This window comes from Affinundibacterium fentianense, from assembly GCF_018139545.1.
Taxonomy (GTDB): Bacteria; Pseudomonadota; Gammaproteobacteria; order Burkholderiales; family Burkholderiaceae_D; genus Undibacterium; species Undibacterium fentianense.
In genome coordinates, this window is the sequence record NZ_JAGSPJ010000004.1 from 88,458 (window position 1) to 108,901 (window position 20,444).

Here is a 20,444-nt window from a genome sequence, read left to right on the forward strand (position 1 = left end):
CTTGTAACTTGGAACTACCAATTGGCGCGTCCCTGTCCAAGGCTCTGCGCTAGACCCTGCGAAATCGTCAAATCAATTTGATGGCGACGCTGCAATTCCAACTCTCTTTGATCACGTTCTTCACGCAAACGATCCTGCAATATCTTCATGGTTTGTTCCAAGCTCATGCCTTGCTCAAGACTCGCCATTGCACTCATCGCCTGTGCTGCATGCATAGACTGCCCCGCTTGTGTCGCCAAAATCTGCTCCGCACTCATCCCAGCTTGCGTCTGTAGCTTCAATATCTCGGTAAGCGCTTGGGCATTCTGTGGATTGGCAGTCGCTATCTTGCCAGTTTCACTGAACTGAGCGATCGCATTCAAACGCTCTATCTCTAATTTGGCAAGAGCCAATTGCTGTTGTTGCGCAGACTCCGCCATTTCCCTTTGCTGACGCCAGCTTTGTTCCATTTCTTGTTGCTGCAGGTCTCTTTGCGTACGCATGCGGCTTTCCTCGATTTCGGCAGCAGACACCGCGGCTTGGTGTTGGCGTTGCTGCTCTTGCTGCTCAAAACGTGCTTGCAACTCCAAAGTGCGCTGCAATTTTTCTTGTTGCATGACTGCGTGCGCTTGTTCCGTTTGACGTTCTAGGGCATGCGCTTCTTGCTCAATCCGCTCCCGCTGCAAATTCGCTTGCGCTTCTTTTAAATGCTGTTCTCTCTGTAGATTCTGATGTCGTTCTTGTTGCAGCGCTTGCTCCCATTCCTGAGTGCGTTGAAATTCACGTGCGCGGATTTCCGTTGCCAAACTAATTTGGATCAAAGCATGTTGATGACGCTCTTCTTCAAGTTCATGCTCGCGTTGCGCCAGGCGAACCTGTTTCGCTTGCAAAATCTGCATCTGTTCGCGTTGCTGTTCTTGATCGGCAATCAAACGGCTTTGCGCAATCTCATGTTCTAACTGCAGAGTGTCGATCTTGTGCGCAATTTGCTGTTGCAAAAGCTTGTTGGTTTCCTGCGCCTGCAATTGGGCTAATTCGGATTCGGCACGCATTTTGATCCGTGCCAAGGTTCGTACATGCAGCCATACATCCGCTTGCTGTTGACGCTGTTCAGATTTCGCACGAGCTTGATGTTCTAATTCGCGCACCATCTCGACTGCACCCGCATCAATCGCTTCTTTTCTATCTTTTGCTTCCGCGATACTGGCATACAAAGCCAACTCGCGCAGGCGAATAGTCTGCAAACGATCGGCTTCATCTTGTTTGAGCTTGGCGCGACTCAGACGTTTCTTTGCTTGCTCGTGTTCACCTTGAATATACAGCCAGCCAAGATCTTTCTTGAAGGCTTGACGCATCTCCTCATGACGATAGCGCAAACGCACTTGCTCTTCTTGCTTAGCAATGCTTTGCCATTCTTTTTCGGAATACAGCGCATCTAATTGCTGTGTTTTTTCTTTATCGAGCTTTTTGCCATCTATCAGCAAATCGAGGCGGAATTCTTGTTCCGCTTGGTGTTCGCGTTCACGATTTAATTTTTGATGCGATAACTGCTTGATCACAACTTGGGTCGCCGCGAGGCCATAAGTCGCCAAGGACGCATTGAAACAACTGAGTAAATGTTCGTTGAGTTGTGTCAGCAAATCGGCTCGATCTTGCAGCTCGCGCAAGCTATGTTGGCTTAGCCAAGCCTGCAAAGGCACCCGCACCAGATCATGAAACAATTGTTCCAGATCGCTAGTCGTCAAGGTGCCTGGCGCACTCATAAAATGCTCAGAAAAAACGTCTGTATTTTCGATTTTAAGACGAAGCAAACAACTCGCTTGCAATGGCAAAAACTGCGCACAATGGAGCGCATCAAAATTGAAAAGTAAGGCAAATGGTAGCGAGCGCGTCAGCAAAATTTCAGCCGATTGATCTGCATCCAATTGCGGCGTCTTCGCCAAAAATGCCGCGATGTCATAGTCACCGGCGGGCAATTCCATACTGCGTCGGTTTTGCATGATGAATGCACGTGAGCGAGCCGGAATTTGCCATGACTGTGTCGCCAATTGACGCAAAGTTCGCACCGCGAAAAAAATCGCCAATTCATTGTCCGCCGGTAGCCAGCGTTGCTGCCGCATGACCGTATCATGCACGGGACTTCCCACCATCAAGCCACATTCTGAACAGTAGTTGGCATCGCGTGTGTTTTCATGATCACAACGAGAACATTTTTTCTTTGCAAAACTAAACAGGCTACGCATACCAAGCTCCATCCCGAGGCGGGTGTCGGGAATTGACATCGAATGAAAATTTTTAAGGCCAAAGAAACCCCTGCCTATTTCAAAAAAAGAATAGCATCCAAGCGATTTTCGAACCCGCAGAATAGAAGGCAAAAAACCGTTCAACTCGACCTTATCAATCAGGTTTGCCATCAAACGATCAGCATGCCCCTCGCAAATGCATAACTTTTTGTCATCAAGCTATTTGTCCTAGCGGAGTTTTTTCCTCTTTTTCCCTTGAATTCAAGAGCAATTCGACAAGACTTCAGGCCAAATGCCGGTTAACTCTCGGAAGACCTCGTTAAAATTAGGTAGAAACCGCAGGTAAGAGTAAACTGTCGCCTTATGCTTTTTTGCATCCTGCGAAAAACGCGCCTCTTGTACCCGATGTTCCTCTAGTGAGCCCACCCCATGTCTGAAGCCAAACTTTCCCCTACCATCACCTTTGCTGACTTGCAATTGAGTGATGCCATCCAACGTGCGCTCAGCGACGTTGGATACGAATCGCCTTCGCCGATTCAAGCTGCCACCATCCCAACTTTGTTAGAGGGGCGCGATGTCTTAGGTCAAGCACAGACAGGAACGGGTAAAACAGCAGCGTTTGCGTTGCCTATTTTGTCGAATCTCGATATCCGTCAGAGCGCACCGCAAGCTTTGGTACTTGCACCAACCCGTGAATTAGCGATTCAAGTCGCCGAAGCATTTCAAACCTATGCGCGCTATATTCCCGATTTTCATGTCTTACCGATTTACGGTGGGCAAAGCTATGGTCCGCAATTGTCCGCATTACGTCGTGGCGTCCACGTCGTCGTCGGCACCCCAGGTCGCGTGATTGATCACTTGGACAAAGGTTCGCTCGATTTATCCCAACTCAAAACACTGGTACTCGACGAAGCCGACGAAATGTTGCGCATGGGCTTTATCGACGACGTAGAACGTATCTTGCAAGAGACACCTGAAGGTCATCAAACCGCGCTGTTCTCTGCGACCATGCCATCCGTCATCAAGCGTATCGCGCAAACCTATTTGAACAAGCCAGCCGAAATCACGGTTGCTGCAAAAACCGGCACTGCCGACAATATCCGCCAACGTTATTGGTTGGTCAGCGGCATGCACAAGCTTGATGCCTTGACACGTATTCTCGAAGCAGAAACCTTTGACGGCATGATCATCTTTGCCCGTACCAAACTCGGCACGGAAGAACTCGCGTCGAAATTATCAGCGCGCGGCTTCTCCGTCGCTGCGATCAATGGCGACATTCAACAAGCACAACGTGAACGCACGATTCAACAACTCAAAGACGGCAAGATCGATATCTTGGTCGCCACTGACGTTGCTGCACGCGGCCTCGATGTGGAACGCATTAGCCACGTCGTCAACTACGATGTGCCGTATGATCCAGAGAGCTACACCCACCGCATTGGCCGTACGGGTCGTGCAGGTCGCAGTGGCGAAGCGATTTTGTTCATCACCCCACGCGAAAAAAATCTCTTAAAAGCGATCGAACGCGCGACGCGCCAACCCGTGTCACCACTCGAATTGCCGACCATCCAAGCAGTCAACGATGTGCGGATTGCGCGCTTTAAGGATCAGATCACCAATACGCTAGCAGAAGGTGAACTCGAACAATTCCTCAGCGTGATCGAATCGTACGAACAAGAACACAATGTCCCCGCTATCGAAATCGCCGCTGCACTCGCCAAAATGGCACGCGGCGACGAGCCTCTATTACTCGATAAAAATAAGCGCGAAGTCAAAAACGACGACAGCTGGCGCGATGAAGTCAGCTCACGCGGCAGCCGCAGCGAACGCGGAGATCGCCCTATGCGTGGCGATCGCGGTGACCGCAATGATCGTGGCGACCGATTCGGTGAACGTGAAAGCCGTGGTCCACGCCGCGAGCACAGTCCACGCGTAGCCGAGCCAGGCATGCGCACTTTCCGCATCGCCGTCGGACACGAACACGGCGTCAAGCCCGGCAACATCGTCGGTGCGATTGCGAATGAAGCGAATATCGAATCCAAATTTATCGGACGCATCGACATCTACGACGATTACACTGTCTTAGATTTACCCGAAGACTTGCCAAAAGACATGCTCACGCACTTAAAGAGCGTGCGCGTCGCTGGGCAAGCTTTGAATATTCGTGCGGATGGCGAAGCAGCCAGCAGCAAAGACGAAGCACCACGCAAATTCAGTGAACGAACAGAACGCGCACCTCGTGCTGAACGTACTGAACGTACTGAACGTACTGAACGTGCAGAGCGCGCCCCACGCGAAGATCGAAGCAAACTCGATCAAGTCGTCGCCCGCGCCGCATCGCTTCCCGACGAAGCAGCGCCAGCCAAAGCCGATAAAAAACGCGCAGAAACAAAAGGCAAAGTCGCAATTCCAATGCAAACCTTCCGCATCGAAGTCGGCAAACAACACGCAGTCACCCCAGGCAACATCGTCGGCGCCATCGCCAACGAAGCGGGCCTAGACGCCAAACTCATCGGCCACATTGGCCTGTTTGACGACTACTCGACAGTCGATCTACCAATCGGAATGCCAAAAGATATCCTCAATCACCTCAAAGGCGTTTGGGTCGCAGGAAAAAAACTAGAGATCAAAGAAATCGGCACCAGCACCATGCTCGTCAATGCCAAGCCTGTTCCTCTGAAAGAACGTATCACGGGTGGTAATCGCCGTGTAGCGGAGAAGGAAACCAAACGCGAGAAAAAACCAGTCACGGCGCGTGGTGGTAGTGGTGGGAGATTTGCTACTGTGAAGGCGGCTACGAAGGGGAAGAAATAGTAACTCTAGTTTCGTCTTGAATGGAGAAAACCGCCTTTGTGGCGGTTTTTTTGCTTACGAGTTTTCTCGGCACTCAATTCTTACAGCCATCGAGAACGATGTCCTTAAAGTACAGTGCTGTAGACAAACACAGAAGTATCAAATCCGAATTGTCACAAATAGACTTAAATCGCCAACAAAGAGCGAATTTTTTCATGTCGGAAAAACACTAAAAAAGCTGCCTGTGCGGCAGTGAACCCATTTTCATCGGCTCAGGACATGGCGCGAATTTTCTAAGCTGCCTGTGCGGCAGTGAACTCTGGCTCAGGTTTTTCGACGGAACCTCCAAATTTCTAAGCTGCCTGTGCGGCAGTGAACATCGCGACACGGAAATGATCACGCGAAATTATTTTCTAAGCTGCCTGTGCGGCAGTGAACAAATCGAAACGGCAATCGCATTAGCTGGCGCTTTTCTAAGCTGCCTGTGCGGCAGTGAACCTAGGCGTACCAATGCCAGTTGGCGAAACCACTTTCTAAGCTGCCTGTGCGGCAGTGAACTGGCTTGCCAGGTGAATCTTCGACGCGCACTTTTTCTAAGCTGCCTGTGCGGCAGTGAACCTGACAAGCAAACCCACCGACGGCGAGTACATTTTCTAAGCTGCCTGTGCGGCAGTGAACTTTTTAATCAAGCGGTCAATTCAGCGTATCAATTTCTAAGCTGCCTGTGCGGCAGTGAACTGTGAATTTCATTTTGAACCCCTAAAATTATTTTTCTAAGCTGCCTGTGCGGCAGTGAACTTCCTCTCCCTGCCCACCACATCCAGATAGAATTTCTAAGCTGCCTGTGCGGCAGTGAACTGCAGAGGTTTCTGAAAGTTCTGGCGTGTATTTTTCTAAGCTGCCTGTGCGGCAGTGAACAAGGGGCTTCTCGAAGCACATCACGCGAAATATTTCTAAGCTGCCTATGCGGCAGTGAACTTGAGTCCGGTCGTATCACACGACTGCCAAACTTTCTAAGCTGCCTATGCGGCAGTGAACTTTTTATTAGCTGGCATCAAGGCACCATGTCATTTCTAAGCTGCCTATGCGGCAGTGAACCCGTTGCTGCTGTAGCTTACTGGAATGAATACTTTCTAAGCTGCCTATGCGGCAGTGAACTGCGAGCCCTCGGAGGTTCATTTTTTCTTAGCTTTCTAAGCTGTCTATGCGGCAGTGAACAGACCAAATTAAAAAATCTGACGATTTATACCTTTCTAAGCTGCCTATGCGGCAGTGAACTCAAATTGCCAAAGTAAAGCACCCTGCTTTATTTTCTAAGCTGCCTATGCGGCAGTGAATCGGGGGGAACGATAGCACTGTGATTCTGTGAATTTCTAAGCTGCCTATGCGGCAGTGAACGTTTCGGCACGAGATCGACAAGGACTTGGAACTTTCTAAGCTGCCTATGCGGCAGTGAACTTCGCCACGGCTTTAGCGTTTATTAACGTGCATTTCTAAGCTGCCTATGCGGCAGTGAACGTTTGGTATTAAAGCGACGTTTGCAGACTTATTTTCTAAGCTGCCTATGCGGCAGTGAACACATGACCGCCTGCATCAACGTATTGCGAGATTTTCTAAGCTGCCTATGCGGCAGTGAACGAGCGCGGAAAACCTCATCACCTCCAGCAATTGGTTTCTAAGCTGCCTATGCGGCAGTGAACTTACTCGCTCAGGCATCGCGCCTTCGTCTTTTTTTCTAAGCTGCCTATGCGGCAGTGAACTCCAATTTCGTAGCGATCTTAATGCGTTGACTTTTCTAAGCTGCCTATGCGGCAGTGAACGCACATCAAGCCCGTATTGCGGAGGAGGAGGTTTTCTAAGCTGCCTATGCGGCAGTGAACTGGCTGTGCTGGTGTCTTAATGTGCGGAACAATTTCTAAGCTGCCTATGCGGCAGTGAACGACAAGCACCATCAACAACAGTCGCAGGAGTATTTCTAAGCTGCCTATGCGGCAGTGAACTACGCGAATTATGCGAATGGTGACGTGGCTCATTTCTAAGCTGCCTATGCGGCAGTGAACGTGTTGCTCCGCGAGGCACAAGGGTTGTGCAATTTCTAAGCTGCCTATGCGGCAGTGAACAGTCCCGAAATTCGGGCAAATATGATTATAGATTTCTAAGCTGCCTATGCGGCAGTGAACTTCAACGCTGCCGAGATATTTTGCCAATGTGCTTTCTAAGCTGCCTATGCGGCAGTGAACCAGGCGGCCACACAACAGCGGGTGTGATTGCTTTTCTAAGCTGCCTATGCGGCAGTGAACAAGCCGGCCAATCATTACGCATTCGAGTCAAATTTCTAAGCTGCCTATGCGGCAGTGAACGTGCAGGAACCGCTGAAAATCAAGACTAAAAATTTCTAAGCTGCCTATGCGGCAGTGAACACACAGAATCATCGACAGTAGGTGCTTGAATATTTCTAAGCTGCCTATGCGGCAGTGAACGCCAGCATCAATCTGGCGACCTTGCGTGACGTTTTCTAAGCTGCCTGTGCGGCAGTGAACCGCCCGAAGTGAATGGGAACGCACCCGGGTTTTTTCTAAGCTGCCTGTGCGGCAGTGAACATCTTGAAAATACTGAACTTCTTCGGTCTGAGTTTCTAAGCTGCCTGTGCGGCAGTGAACTTAAACTTAGGCTCATAGATAAAAGTGATTAATTTCTAAGCTGCCTGTGCGGCAGTGAACCGCCCGTGATTTCTGGCTTACTAATTCCGCGCTTTCTAAGCTGCCTGTGCGGCAGTGAACGAGCTTCGCTGTACGCCTTCGCGATTTCGGGCTTTCTAAGCTGCCTGTGCGGCAGTGAACGTTTTGCAACTCCATCTTAGTTTTTTTTCTCTTTTCTAAGCTGCCTGTGCGGCAGTGAACCACGCCCCCAAAACTGGAGAGTTTCAAATTTATTTCTAAGCTGCCTGTGCGGCAGTGAACCTGCAGAACCAATTGGCATGCCTCCAGGTGGCTTTCTAAGCTGCCTGTGCGGCAGTGAACCTATATACAATGTGCCGTACTTGCGCATTCAATTTCTAAGCTGCCTGTGCGGCAGTGAACGTGATGATCTTAGTGATTAACGAAATGGGCGATTTCTAAGCTGCCTGTGCGGCAGTGAACTATATAATCGCGGTGTTAGGTTCGTTACGAAATTTCTAAGCTGCCTGTGCGGCAGTGAACAGGTGCATTTGCTCTTATTGCATTTAGTTTCTTTTCTAAGCTGCCTGTGCGGCAGTGAACGCAATTCACCGACCAATCGGATCGACCGTGTTTTTCTAAGCTGCCTGTGCGGCAGTGAACTTGGATTGTATTCACCGACCGCAATCCCTTGATTTCTAAGCTGCCTGTGCGGCAGTGAACAAAAAATTTTGCATTTTGTTCTCCTGTTTTATTTTCTAAGCTGCCTGTGCGGCAGTGAACAGCACCAAAGCCAAAGGCAAAGATCGGAAATATTTCTAAGCTGCCTGTGCGGCAGTGAACATAGTCTATCGCCTTCCTTGTCTTTTTTAATATTTCTAAGCTGCCTGTGCGGCAGTGAACTTTGCCTCGATTCTTCTCCATGTTTTCTTCGTTTTCTAAGCTGCCTGTGCGGCAGTGAACGCTAAAGAAAGCGATTTTCGAGCGTTTTTAATTTTCTAAGCTGCCTGTGCGGCAGTGAACACCTCCACGCGCATTAGTAACTATCTTACCTGTTTCTAAGCTGCCTGTGCGGCAGTGAACCGGTGCATTTGCGCTGATCGTATTTAGTTTCTTTTCTAAGCTGCCTGTGCGGCAGTGAACAAACAAAAAAGCGATTAAGTCTGAGTTCTTAATTTCTAAGCTGCCTGTGCGGCAGTGAACGGGTGGTGGAGCAAATACTAATGCAAGTCCTGTTTCTAAGCTGCCTGTGCGGCAGTGAACTTCCGTCAAAAGTTGACACGTCAGACCAAATATTTCTAAGCTGCCTGTGCGGCAGTGAACTATGCTCATTGTTGGACTGATCTTAACTGCAATTTCTAAGCTGCCTGTGCGGCAGTGAACATATTCACATTACGAAGGAAAATTTCATTATTTTTCTAAGCTGCCTGTGCGGCAGTGAACTCGGTGCGTGTCAATCGTGGATTAGAAATAACTTTCTAAGCTGCCTGTGCGGCAGTGAACTCGCCTAAAGGAAATGAAATGATATTAGTTCATTTCTAAGCTGCCTGTGCGGCAGTGAACATGAATACGCATTAGCCAATAATTATTTCTCATTTCTAAGCTGCCTGTGCGGCAGTGAATGCATCATTATTTGAAGATGCAGAATTTTCCGATTTCTAAGCTGCCTGTGCGGCAGTGAACTGTTACCATGCAAAAATCAAGGTAGAAAGTCGTTTCTAAGCTGCCTGTGCGGCAGTGAACTTTAATCGCATTCCCGCCTGTTTTGCCGTCTGTTTCTAAGCTGCCTGTGCGGCAGTGAACGTGAAGATCGAGCAAACAGAAATTAATAGAAATTTCTAAGCTGCCTGTGCGGCAGTGAACCAGATGACATGCTCGATATTTATGTAGAGGTTTTTCTAAGCTGCCTGTGCGGCAGTGAACGCTTTCGACTTTGTTCCAATCGTCAACGGTAATTTCTAAGCTGCCTGTGCGGCAGTGAACTTTGCTGGTCGCTTTGGTCGCATTTTTTGTCATTTCTAAGCTGCCTGTGCGGCAGTGAACGAAAAAGAGCCGCTATTTTCTTTTCCGTTTTTTTTCTAAGCTGCCTGTGCGGCAGTGAACGTGCAATGAAAGGAACACCGCGCGGTTGGCCTTTTCTAAGCTGCCTGTGCGGCAGTGAACTCGAATCTGACTATGCTCTGGCAAAGTCGCTTTTTCTAAGCTGCCTGTGCGGCAGTGAACCGGCATTTTTGTTAATGATTCGTGCGGCTGAATTTCTAAGCTGCCTGTGCGGCAGTGAACGCAGACGCAGGGATGTTGCTTTGCCGTTGAGTTTTCTAAGCTGCCTGTGCGGCAGTGAACATTTTTCAGACGGAACAGCAATTAGTCCAAGCTTTCTAAGCTGCCTGTGCGGCAGTGAACGACATGGTGCGAGCGACGATCGCCGTGCCGATTTTCTAAGCTGCCTGTGCGGCAGTGAACATAAAAAGTCTCAAGTCGAATATTCTTCAGAATTTTCTAAGCTGCCTGTGCGGCAGTGAACGCAATTGCGCGGTGCGTTGTTAAAACGTTTGTTTTCTAAGCTGCCTGTGCGGCAGTGAACACGGTTGAGACCTTGTCGCGTCTGCAAAAAGTTTTCTAAGCTGCCTGTGCGGCAGTGAACCCGTGCATGAATTCTTTACAGGATTTATCAAATTTCTAAGCTGCCTGTGCGGCAGTGAACGAGAAATACAAATTTTTCTGACAGTTCAAGCATTTCTAAGCTGCCTGTGCGGCAGTGAACATACCGATCATTTGCCTAGCACTTTCCGCGATTTTCTAAGCTGCCTGTGCGGCAGTGAACGAACAAGTCAAATAACCACCCCAGATTTGTCGTTTCTAAGCTGCCTGTGCGGCAGTGAACTTTACGAGCAATTTTAGAAAAACCTTGCGCATTTTCTAAGCTGCCTGTGCGGCAGTGAACAGTACCCGCAAGAATCAATATCGAGACGAGTATTTCTAAGCTGCCTGTGCGGCAGTGAACAATCGCAAAGGTTTTGACAAAGCGGCTATTAATTTCTAAGCTGCCTGTGCGGCAGTGAACATGCCGCCTGAAATGCGGCTTTAACTTTGAAATTTCTAAGCTGCCTGTGCGGCAGTGAACTGCTTTATGAGCTCGCGATGAAAAACCAACTTTTTCTAAGCTGCCTGTGCGGCAGTGAACAGGTTGGGTTGGGAGTAAATGACTTTCTTTATTTTCTAAGCTGCCTGTGCGGCAGTGAACATTCCTCCGCGAATTTACAAACCATTGTTCAGTTTCTAAGCTGCCTGTGCGGCAGTGAACGATAAAGAATGATCCCAATACAATTGCAAAATTTTCTAAGCTGCCTGTGCGGCAGTGAACGCGATATTGTCGCAAACATTATCATTGGTTCGTTTCTAAGCTGCCTGTGCGGCAGTGAACCGGTTGATGCTGTTGCTTTGTACATGCGTTACTTTCTAAGCTGCCTGTGCGGCAGTGAACACGATCCCAACTGTAGATGATGACTTCGGCACTTTCTAAGCTGCCTGTGCGGCAGTGAACAATGATCACCCCGACATTCGGCGCATCTTTGCTTTCTAAGCTGCCTGTGCGGCAGTGAACGGCGTGAAGCTGAGCGTCAGATATGTTTGAGATTTCTAAGCTGCCTGTGCGGCAGTGAACGAGTAGATGCTAGTGCGACATTAATATAATCATTTCTAAGCTGCCTGTGCGGCAGTGAACAATGCATTGCTTGATATCGCTGATGAATTTAATTTCTAAGCTGCCTGTGCGGCAGTGAACAATTCTCGGCTGATTCGGTTGCATTCGTATCATTTCTAAGCTGCCTGTGCGGCAGTGAACCAGACTTGCTTGCAAAAACTTTTTCTGACTTATTTCTAAGCTGCCTGTGCGGCAGTGAACGTCGTGCGTTTGGGGTTCCTCCACATATGGTATTTCTAAGCTGCCTGTGCGGCAGTGAACTACCAGTAGCCGCACGAGCCATCACACCGAAATTTCTAAGCTGCCTGTGCGGCAGTGAACAGCATTGTATAAAGAAAAAAATAAGTTGCAACAATCACTTAGCGCATTTTTTCGGCTTTCACCAATGTTCTAACGACTTGTTGCAACTGTCTGATTTTTATAATGTTTTTTTAAAGAGCAATTTGATTGGGCTAAATTGGTGTTTGATCGTTTTGACCAGACACCTTCCAATGACGAATATATGGTGTCAGTTACCTATTCGTACTGAACGGCCTGTTTCGAATCCAGTCGTCGGTGTGATCACTGTTCTTAAAACGGGCTAGATCCTTGATGCAAATGTATTCGTTACCGTTTTGTGACCATACACCGACATGTTGATCAGAGTCTTAAAATTTGACTACTATGGAGTGATCGATCTCAAATTTAGAACCACGGAACTGTTCCGGTTTTACTTAGACCGTAACAATCAAATTTACCTTCAGCTGGCCTATCTCCAAGCACTCTTTCAATAAAGATTAAAAAGTGAGACGAATCACCTGGCCCTGACCGTTTTTTAGTTTCTTGACTATCCATATTAATAAACGGCAACTTGCAATCCCCTGATCGTGCTTCTTTTCGCAAATAAGCCAACACCTCATCGTAAGGCTTATTTAAATGCACCGCTCTACGCTGCGCCTTTTTTTCGATTGACTTAACCGGTTTGCGCTTAAAACTAGCATATTGTGAGACGCCCGATGGTACAGATCTAATCGGCTTAATATGGCAATAGTCACTCAGCCTATTTAACCAGCGATGAATGTCCAATTTTTGCAAATCTTCCTCCGTGTTAGCCAGCAGCCGCAGTTGATTACCTAAAGGAAAATCCTTGTCGCCATAATTTATGATGGAGATCGCGACCGCAGATTCATTGTCACCAATTTTGTTATCGACTAAAGCAATATGCACTTGTTGAAAGGCCTTCTGCCAAAGGAAGCCAAGGTTGGCTTCCGCGTCTGGTAAAAGAGTGATGTCGAGATAATATTTCATGACTACTCCTTATCGCTTTCTCCAAATACGCCACCACGTACCAAAGCCGCCATTACATAATGTTCTTCGTTTTCATTTGCCAATGCTTCACCGCGGGCGTATTTATCAAACAATGTATAAAAATCCGCCTTATCTTTAGGTTTCCGGTACGCTACGCCCAAATTAGTTACGGCACCAAACGGTTCAATCGCAATAGGTCCCGTATCAAGGTCTTCATAATTTGGATACCAAGTGTCAATAGAACGCAATGCATTACCAATTTTTTGTGAATGCATGGCTGCATTGCCATTAACCGCGTAAAGAATTTTGCTCTTTTTCGATTTACTATTGCTTTTATCTAAGACCAGCTCTTCACTCGGATATACTTCTTGCGACTTACCAATTTGCGCATACGCATTAATTTCTAACATTAGGAAGCTATCTTGTCCTGACAAAGCGTTCGCAATCCGTACTGCGAGTTCGCTGATTTTATTGTCACTCGAATCAAAGCTTCTTAAAGGAATTTGTGCAGCATCAAAAATCCAACTTGTTTCACTACCTTTATTTAACACTTTAACGTGTACTTCAATCTTTTCAGCGCCGACACGGTTACGCCACAGGAAACGAGCATTAGCAATATTGGTTGCATAACGCTTAGCCAATTCAGTAAAACCATGTTTTGCAATGTAAGCTTTCGCAACACTGGTATAACTTAAATTAAAGCCAGCGTTATTACATGCTGAGGGGCGCTCTACCCCGCTTAACACTTTCAGCGTAAAAACTAATTTTAGCGTGTCTTGCTCTTGCCCTAAAGCGCACACATCCACAGTCTGCAAATTAGGACTCTCTACCTTAGCATCGAGTTTTGCGGGGTCATCTTTTAACGCCTTATTCAGCCTATTGGAAATAGTTCCACGCACTGACTTCTCAATCAACGCCAGTGGCGTCGTATGAGCAAGACGATTGTCCCAAGTCGTACCAGACATGTAGCCATCGGAAGGTACAAGTTTTTTTTCAAAAGCTAGTACTGAGGCTTTGCCAATTGTTTGCGTTGCGTTTGTTACCATGATGTTGTTCCTTTTTATGCGGTTAAAGTATTTTGGATTACTACGGGACGTGGGGATTGCTGACACAAATAAAGATTGTTGGGTTCATCGTAGTGGTAGTGCCACATCAATTCGTCCAGTGACCGAAGACGATATGGCATGATGAATTCGCCCAGCGTTACGACTGCTTCGGCAAATCGGTGAGGTGTTGAAGGGTCACGTTGATTTAGCGTTTGGCCTGGCTCCGCCAAAGGTGATATACCTTGAAAACCCGTTGCAATCGGGACAAGCCACCCCGATGTCTTACGCTTGCTCGTCCAGTTGACGTTACCATCTTCATCGATTTCGCTTTGATTCTTAATAGACAAATAATCGAGCAAAGCATCTACGGCATCCTGACCTTGTTGCATGGCTTCCAGCATCAATTCACGGCGTTCGATCAAAGCAAAACCTGGCATTAATTTACGAGCCAATTTTCTAAATTCCTGCGCATCGTTCTGATCGACTTTAATAAATTCTGGATTAGATGCTGAAACAATATCCCCACCTGCCATCTTTAATTGGCTATGTAAGAAATTCTGGAGAAGAGGCTTCACCTCTTCTTCGTCGTCCTTATCAATGCCACTGGTTTCAATCGCTAAAGAGACTTCCAAGTGGCAGCGCGCTTCCTCATTAAAAGCTGGGCGATTGCCGTCTTTATCCAAGGGATTACCCGTACCGATAATCGAGTACACATAATCACCACGACCTTTATAGGTTTGCAAATCTATATGGTGACATACCACGCCAACTTGTTTAAAAACTAGATCATCAAAGCCAGTCGCCACCAACTTTCTTTGCAAAGCATGGACAGCACCCAGCCATGCCGTCATTGCAGGGAAGCCAATGCTGTAAGGACTCGATAAGGCATTGGCGTTTAAAATTTTTATATGCGGCAGCAATAAGATGCGCATTATGCTCATAGCAATGCCTCCTTCTGTTCTTGGATTAATTGGGTCACATGTTTTAATTCGTCATCGTTGAGAGACAAAGCATTTTTCCCGAGAATTTTTTTGTAGGCCAGAATCATCCATCGTGCCGTACTTCGAAGAAACTCGTTCAAAAATTGATCATCATCTACTCGCTCAATTTTCCAATGGTCATCGAGCACTACTTTCTGCCATTTTGGCAAATCGGAAAAACGTTCTTTTGATGACCAATCAGGGTCCACAGCGCGCAACTGCCAAATCTTTTGAACAATTTCATCAAAAATTTCTAGTAAAATTTCGTCGCGACGAGTGCGAACTTGAAAGTTATTTCGACTATCCACCAACCACTTATGCATCAGTTCAAATTGCAGCTTAAATTGATTTGGCCATAAGCAGTTACTGAAAAAATCTGTCGTTGGTAATCGTGTAAGTTCTGGTTTTAAAGAAGGTGGGAGGCTTGAAATTAAATAAGCAATGCCAGCACTTTTTACGTTCAAATAACTAACATTGCCCATTTTCGTGAATTCATTGTGACTGAAACCAATTTCGGTCAGATTAGGCATTTCTTCGAACCCGTCCGCATAGAACTTATTTTCGGATCTAAATCTTTTGACTGATGTTCCATCAATCCACTTATCAAACTCATTCACTCTTCGCTTAACCTCGAACATCAACATCGAAGGTGTTGTAATTGAAAGTAAATGATATCCAGCCGTGACTGGAAAATATACTTGTCGAATCAAATCGTGTGTCATCGGCGTAGCTTCTTCTCCCCAATAAACAAGCGAACATTTGCTTTTTACGGCTTGAAAATCTATCCCCAAATTTCCAACGAAGTCTTTTAATTTCTCATCGTCATTCTCGAAAAGACTAATGAGTTTTTTCCCATCTCCCAACTCAATTGAAAGCAAAGCACATAACTCAAAAATAACCGTGTTGGTTGCTGAATTCCCTGAAACGTCAAATCTAGTTTCCGAATTAACGTTGCCAGTCTTAACGTATCCATCTTGACAAAGATCACCATAAAATATAGTGGAGGTCGTACCTCTAATTTTCGGATTTGTAAACTTTGTAGGATGCGTTGTCACATTTGGTTTCGCATCTTTTATTGCTTTTTCAAACCATGTTTTAATAGCATATTTACTGTCCGCTTCTGGTTGATGTTTTTCGCGGGCAGCGGCAATTACAGTTAATGATTGATCCTTTTTTGTCCTGATCTCTGCTGCCACCTTCTTCTCAAGAAAATCTGTTTTTGTTTTGAGAAGAAAGTCCTCAATTAATCGTTTTGCTTCCATCATCATTTCCCTTGTTTAACTTCCGTTAGCCCAAGCTGCGGCGAATAACTAAATTGCTTTTGCCCGTCTTCATTTAATGGGATAGAAATCTCCCCAAATCTAGATGCTGCTTTTTCCATACTAATTCCAAAGCACTCTGCGGTAGCTTGTAAAATGGCCTGATAGTCGCGCAGTAACCACAAACGATTTTTAGGCGCTGTATCTTCCTTATGCCGTATGTTTTGAACCGTTTCAGCTTTGGATAATTTTCCCTTTTGATCTTTTTCCATAAAAACAAATTTGCCTTCTGGATCATTTTCGTCTTGCGATACGAGGTACAAAATTTGCGTTGGGCGGCTTTCACGGAAGCGATTGAGTTGCTGCGGTAGTGCAGTCAGCCACCAGCACTGCCTAAGCCATCCCTCTAAGCTCTCTGGTCCTTTGGCATCAAATCGCGTCAGCAAATTGGCAATTGCTTGATGCTCTAAATCTGCCAAACGATTATGTGGATCAAGAAAGGCTGGACGAGAAATACGTGACGTCGCATTAATCCGCTCACCAATCAATGCTTCATCAAGTAAATCATTAAGTCGATGACTACGTAAAGGCAACGAATCACTTTCATAGCCTGGCCGACAAAATACTGCTTTGCGATCAATGGCAAGTACATTTTTTTGCTGCATGCCTTTGAGGTTGTATTCCAACAAAGCCATATTTGGTAATGCTGGTTCAATATTGCGATGACGTAGAACACGCCCAGCCAATTGAATGATGGAGCGATAAGAAGATGGCTCTATCACCGCCCAATCAAAATCGTGATCGCGTCCGACTTCTTCAACTGGCGTTGCAACCAGAATGTAAATAACATTCGACGCTGTTGTTGTGGCTAGTTGTTGTTTGATGTGGGGGTGTGCAAACACAGCCAATGGAACTTTGCGCTTTAAAACTTCGTCAAGATACTTCTCTTGCACACTGCGCATCAATAGAACTTGCTGGCTGTGGTAAGCCATCACTTTGACTTCAATATCGTCAAGCCATTCGGCCAACATTAAATATTCTGCTAGCGCGACGCAGGGAGATATATTCGCCACACGTACTACCCCGAACGATACTTTTTTATTTGTATTGGGATCGGTTTGATGATGTTCCAGATGTTTTTGGATAATGGCGTCTTTCACCGTTTCAAAAAAACCGTTTTGCAAACTGTTTGATGTTTTTTCTTCCGCTTCTTTGATCGGCGTAATCTGTGCTTTACGTTTGGCAATTTGCTGCGAAAGATTTTTGACACGTTTATCAATAAATTTTTGGTGATAGGAATCAAAACTAGTTTCGCCTTCTGTCGTCGCCAGCATCGTGACACTTTCTACTTGCGCACTAAATTCATCTACCCATCCACAACCTACTTTAAACGGTATTTCACGACTTTTTGCAAATAATTGCCATCCCAGTTGATACGCATGGAAATAGCCTAGAGCTAAATCCGGCGGAATTGTCGCTGACGAAATCATCACTTTGCGTCCAAGCATTCCAGCCAAATGCACTAAACGGGCGATGGCAATCAAATCGCCACCGTCAAAATCGTCAATTTCATCAATCACGAGATCAGATGACATCAGACGTAAACACGGCAAAATATAACGCCCACCACGGGATGTCTCTGTCGCGGCCATAATGTGATCAATAGTGCAGACAAGAACTGGCGCGTAGAGAAACCGCCGTTCCTTATTGGTGGTGAGTACCGTTGCTAAGCCTTCTACAGGAATGTCACAGTCATAGCGCAGCTCGCTGTCCAATAATGACTCTGCTGACTCAGAGCCGAATTCCTCTTGCGTCGTTTTTTCAACAACATTACCTTGATGTGCCTTATGTAAATCCATCACGGCTTTAGAACCAATCAATACAGCAAGTTCGGTATCATCCAAGCCTATGCGGTCCTTGTATTCATCGCCCGTTTGAATCGTTAAAGTGCGCAGCCCCAACGCAAGGATATAACGCAAGTTGTTCGCGTCAGGCGATAGGGCACGCATGATTTTGGCATTAGCAAAGGTTTTTCCGCATCCGGTACTTGCCATATTGACGGTGAAGAATCCAAACTGTTCGTCTGTTTTTTTTCTGAGTTCTGCCTCACGCCAGCGATCTATCTGGGTGACAATTTTGTCTTGCCACGCAAATTCTTTAGGGCTTTTTTCTTTCAGATTTTTGGTCGAATCGGCAAAAGGTAATTCATGCTCAAATGCGGGCAGCCAATGTACTGCATTCAATGCTTGTTTGGCGACACCGCATAAATGCTCATCTAGTTTTTGTTTCAGCTGGCTTGTTTGACTATCAGTGTTGGCATAAATCGCCAAACTACTTTTCCAATTTGAATCAGCAGGTTTGGACGAATACAAGTGATCGCCCAGCATTAGTGACAGGCGTGCGTGGTGCAAAACGACCCGCCAGACCCCATTTTCCATAGACGCAGCCAACAAAGACTTTTCTGCAATCGCTTTGGCTGCCCATTTTTTAATCTGTTTTAGCCATTGTTCTGATTCGCTTAACAAACCGTTAGGGAAGTTGAAGCAATCGGCTAGTTCGATTTCACTGTGTGGATTGTCATAGCCCCAAAAACTTTCAAACCATTTATTCGCCTGACTTAATGAATTACATGCTTCGTCACGCCATTTTTCTTCGCAAATAACTTTAGACAGAGTAGGCAGTTTATGGTGGGTAAGAATGAGCCAAGCAACCAAACTAGCAAGTGGCGGTAAATTTTTTAATGGCTTTTTAGTAGCATTTGTGGTTAGAAATCGCTCTAATTTTTCTTCATTAACTTCACCATCAATCAAGCGTTTCAACCATTTCTCATCGTTATCCGCGCCATCAATGAAGGCATTTAGCAGTAAACATGAAACCCACTCGTGTCGTAATGGATCGCTCATTGGCTTATGCGCAGACAGTTTATTTTGAAAACAAAGCGATGCCTTGCCCCAATCATGCAATAGCGCAGCCAACGCAGCACATACCTTTATCAGTGGCAAATAGCGCCAATTGCTTTCCTTCATCTTCATTTCTTTCTGCGTGCTATTCACTGGCACAATCCCCATCTCATTAAACATCCCCTTATTCCCAACCGCCCAAATAAATTCGCTACGCGCCCGACTACGTATCCAATGACAAGCCACAGCCGTATTCTTACTCGCAGTCTGCCGCAGCATCTTTTTCACCACGGCTAAGCCATCTTCAGTAATTACCGTTTGCCAAGTGTTATCACCAATGCGATTTGCAAACGCATCTAAAACGCGACGAGTCTTTTTTAGAGCATTTTTTTGGCATTGAGAAACGAAGGTGACCATCATGATGGGAAATCTCCATCTTCGGATTCGTCGTCTATGCTCGTATCGCTCATAGTATTGATGTCGTCATCGCGCTTCTCACTTTGTTCAGTGCCAGTGAGTGGTGCTTGCTCTGATAGATCTTGTTCAGCGTCCCCTCGCAATGCGATTTCTTTGATTTGATCAAACATAAAATCGAGTGCTTTGTGATTGGTAAATGATTGTAGGCACTGCTGGCGAAATTCTTGCTCGCTCGCATTTTCTTTGGCGCAGATGAATGCCCACGGAAGGACGATGGCGTCTTTAATGAGATCTGCTACGTCGAATACCAAAGCACCGCGACGGGTTTTACCATGCATCACTGCGAAGCCGTGCGGAATACCAAGAACCCACAATGTGCAGGCTGCTAGACCGTAGGCGAGATAGTTGCCATGGTTGAGAAAGGCATTCGCTTTGTCACTTTCTTGGTGCTGCCTGACAAAGCCAGTCTGCTTAGTGCGATTGGCGGCATATTTATAGAGCATTTTGGTAAGCTGCGCTTCATTGAGTAATAGCTCACCTGGATTTTTGGCTTGTTCGATTCGGTTAATTGATAGGTGCAAAGCGGATTGAATATCGGTGTCATGTATATTAAATCCTTCGGCTTTGAGATCGGGATCTCTATTCCATACATGCGTTAAATACTGGATGCGAGCTTGCTGCATCTGTTTCGCAGCGCTTAAGCGTTCTTGCGGGTCGAACCAAAATGAGCACCAGCCTTGCAGATATTGGGTTGGTCGATATTCGCTTTGCGGCGTCATCCATTCGATTTCGCTACCCATGTAAAGTGGTGTGCCGCCACCGCCGCAAAATCCCACCAATACTCCAGCTCGTGCCAGCATGCGAACTGCGGCATGAGTGATAGAGGTGCCGCTTCCCAAAAGTAGAACTGTAGTATTGGAAATTGGAATATTCCAGTAGTGATTCTCGTTTTTCGCTTCTTGCAGATATAAGACACGACCGTCTTTTTGCATGACTCTGCAATGCTCTAGATAATAGAGATTGGCTCGTTTTGAATGCAATATTGCTTTTAGATCCGATGGTGAAAAGTCGTCCATTTATTTCTTCAGGTTTGTATTTCCGAACATGGAATTCATCCCAATGCTCCTGTAAACAACTACGATAGTATGCAGATTTTAAAAATCTTCCTATACTGATTAGA

8 protein-coding genes and 1 CRISPR repeat array are annotated in these 20,444 nt (G+C 46.3%); of the genes, 1 reads left to right on the top strand and 7 read right to left on the bottom strand.

What is annotated here, in order from left to right; genetic code table 11:
- Nucleotides 1-14: 14 nt before the first annotated feature.
- A complete protein-coding gene (locus KDM90_RS10305; protein ID WP_212675524.1) occupies nt 15-2,222 on the bottom strand; it encodes a zinc ribbon domain-containing protein in 2,208 nt (735 codons plus the stop codon).
- A 429-nt stretch (nt 2,223-2,651) separates the two neighbouring features.
- Here KDM90_RS10305 and KDM90_RS10310 point away from each other — a divergent pair, with 429 nt between their 5' ends.
- A complete protein-coding gene (locus KDM90_RS10310; protein ID WP_212675525.1) occupies nt 2,652-5,036 on the top strand; it encodes a DEAD/DEAH box helicase in 2,385 nt (794 codons plus the stop codon).
- 209 nt (nt 5,037-5,245) lie between these two features.
- Nucleotides 5,246-11,696: a CRISPR direct-repeat array (repeat unit 28 nt; unit sequence TTTCTAAGCTGCCTGTGCGGCAGTGAAC).
- A 363-nt stretch (nt 11,697-12,059) separates the two neighbouring features.
- Here the strand turns inward: KDM90_RS10310 and cas6f are convergent.
- Genes cas6f through cas1f form a run of 6 tightly spaced genes read right to left on the bottom strand, consistent with a single transcriptional unit; the run spans nt 12,060 to nt 20,340 of the window.
- On the bottom strand, nt 12,060-12,662 hold the full coding sequence (cas6f, locus tag KDM90_RS10315) for a type I-F CRISPR-associated endoribonuclease Cas6/Csy4 (protein ID WP_212675526.1): 603 nt from the start codon (nt 12,660-12,662) through the stop codon (nt 12,060-12,062).
- A gap of 2 nt (nt 12,663-12,664) precedes the next feature.
- Nucleotides 12,665-13,708 (bottom strand): type I-F CRISPR-associated protein Csy3, encoded by a 1,044-nt coding sequence (csy3, locus tag KDM90_RS10320; RefSeq protein WP_212675527.1) that lies wholly within the window; start codon nt 13,706-13,708, stop codon nt 12,665-12,667.
- Nucleotides 13,709-13,722: 14 nt separating this feature from the next.
- A complete protein-coding gene (gene csy2, locus KDM90_RS10325; protein WP_212675528.1) occupies nt 13,723-14,649 on the bottom strand; it encodes a type I-F CRISPR-associated protein Csy2 in 927 nt (308 codons plus the stop codon).
- Nucleotides 14,646-15,956: a type I-F CRISPR-associated protein Csy1 gene (locus KDM90_RS10330; protein WP_212675529.1), complete on the bottom strand. Its 1,311-nt coding sequence runs from the start codon at nt 15,954-15,956 to the stop codon at nt 14,646-14,648. Before KDM90_RS10330 ends, csy2 begins: the two co-directional genes overlap by 4 nt.
- Nucleotides 15,953-19,267: a type I-F CRISPR-associated helicase Cas3f gene (gene cas3f, locus KDM90_RS10335; RefSeq protein ID WP_212675530.1), complete on the bottom strand. Its 3,315-nt coding sequence runs from the start codon at nt 19,265-19,267 to the stop codon at nt 15,953-15,955. Before cas3f ends, KDM90_RS10330 begins: the two co-directional genes overlap by 4 nt.
- Entirely contained in the window at nt 19,264-20,340 is a 1,077-nt protein-coding gene (gene cas1f / locus KDM90_RS10340) for a type I-F CRISPR-associated endonuclease Cas1f (RefSeq protein ID WP_212675531.1), read from the bottom strand. The genes cas3f and cas1f overlap by 4 nt, the downstream gene beginning before the upstream one ends.
- Between the last annotated feature and the right edge of the window lie 104 nt (nt 20,341-20,444).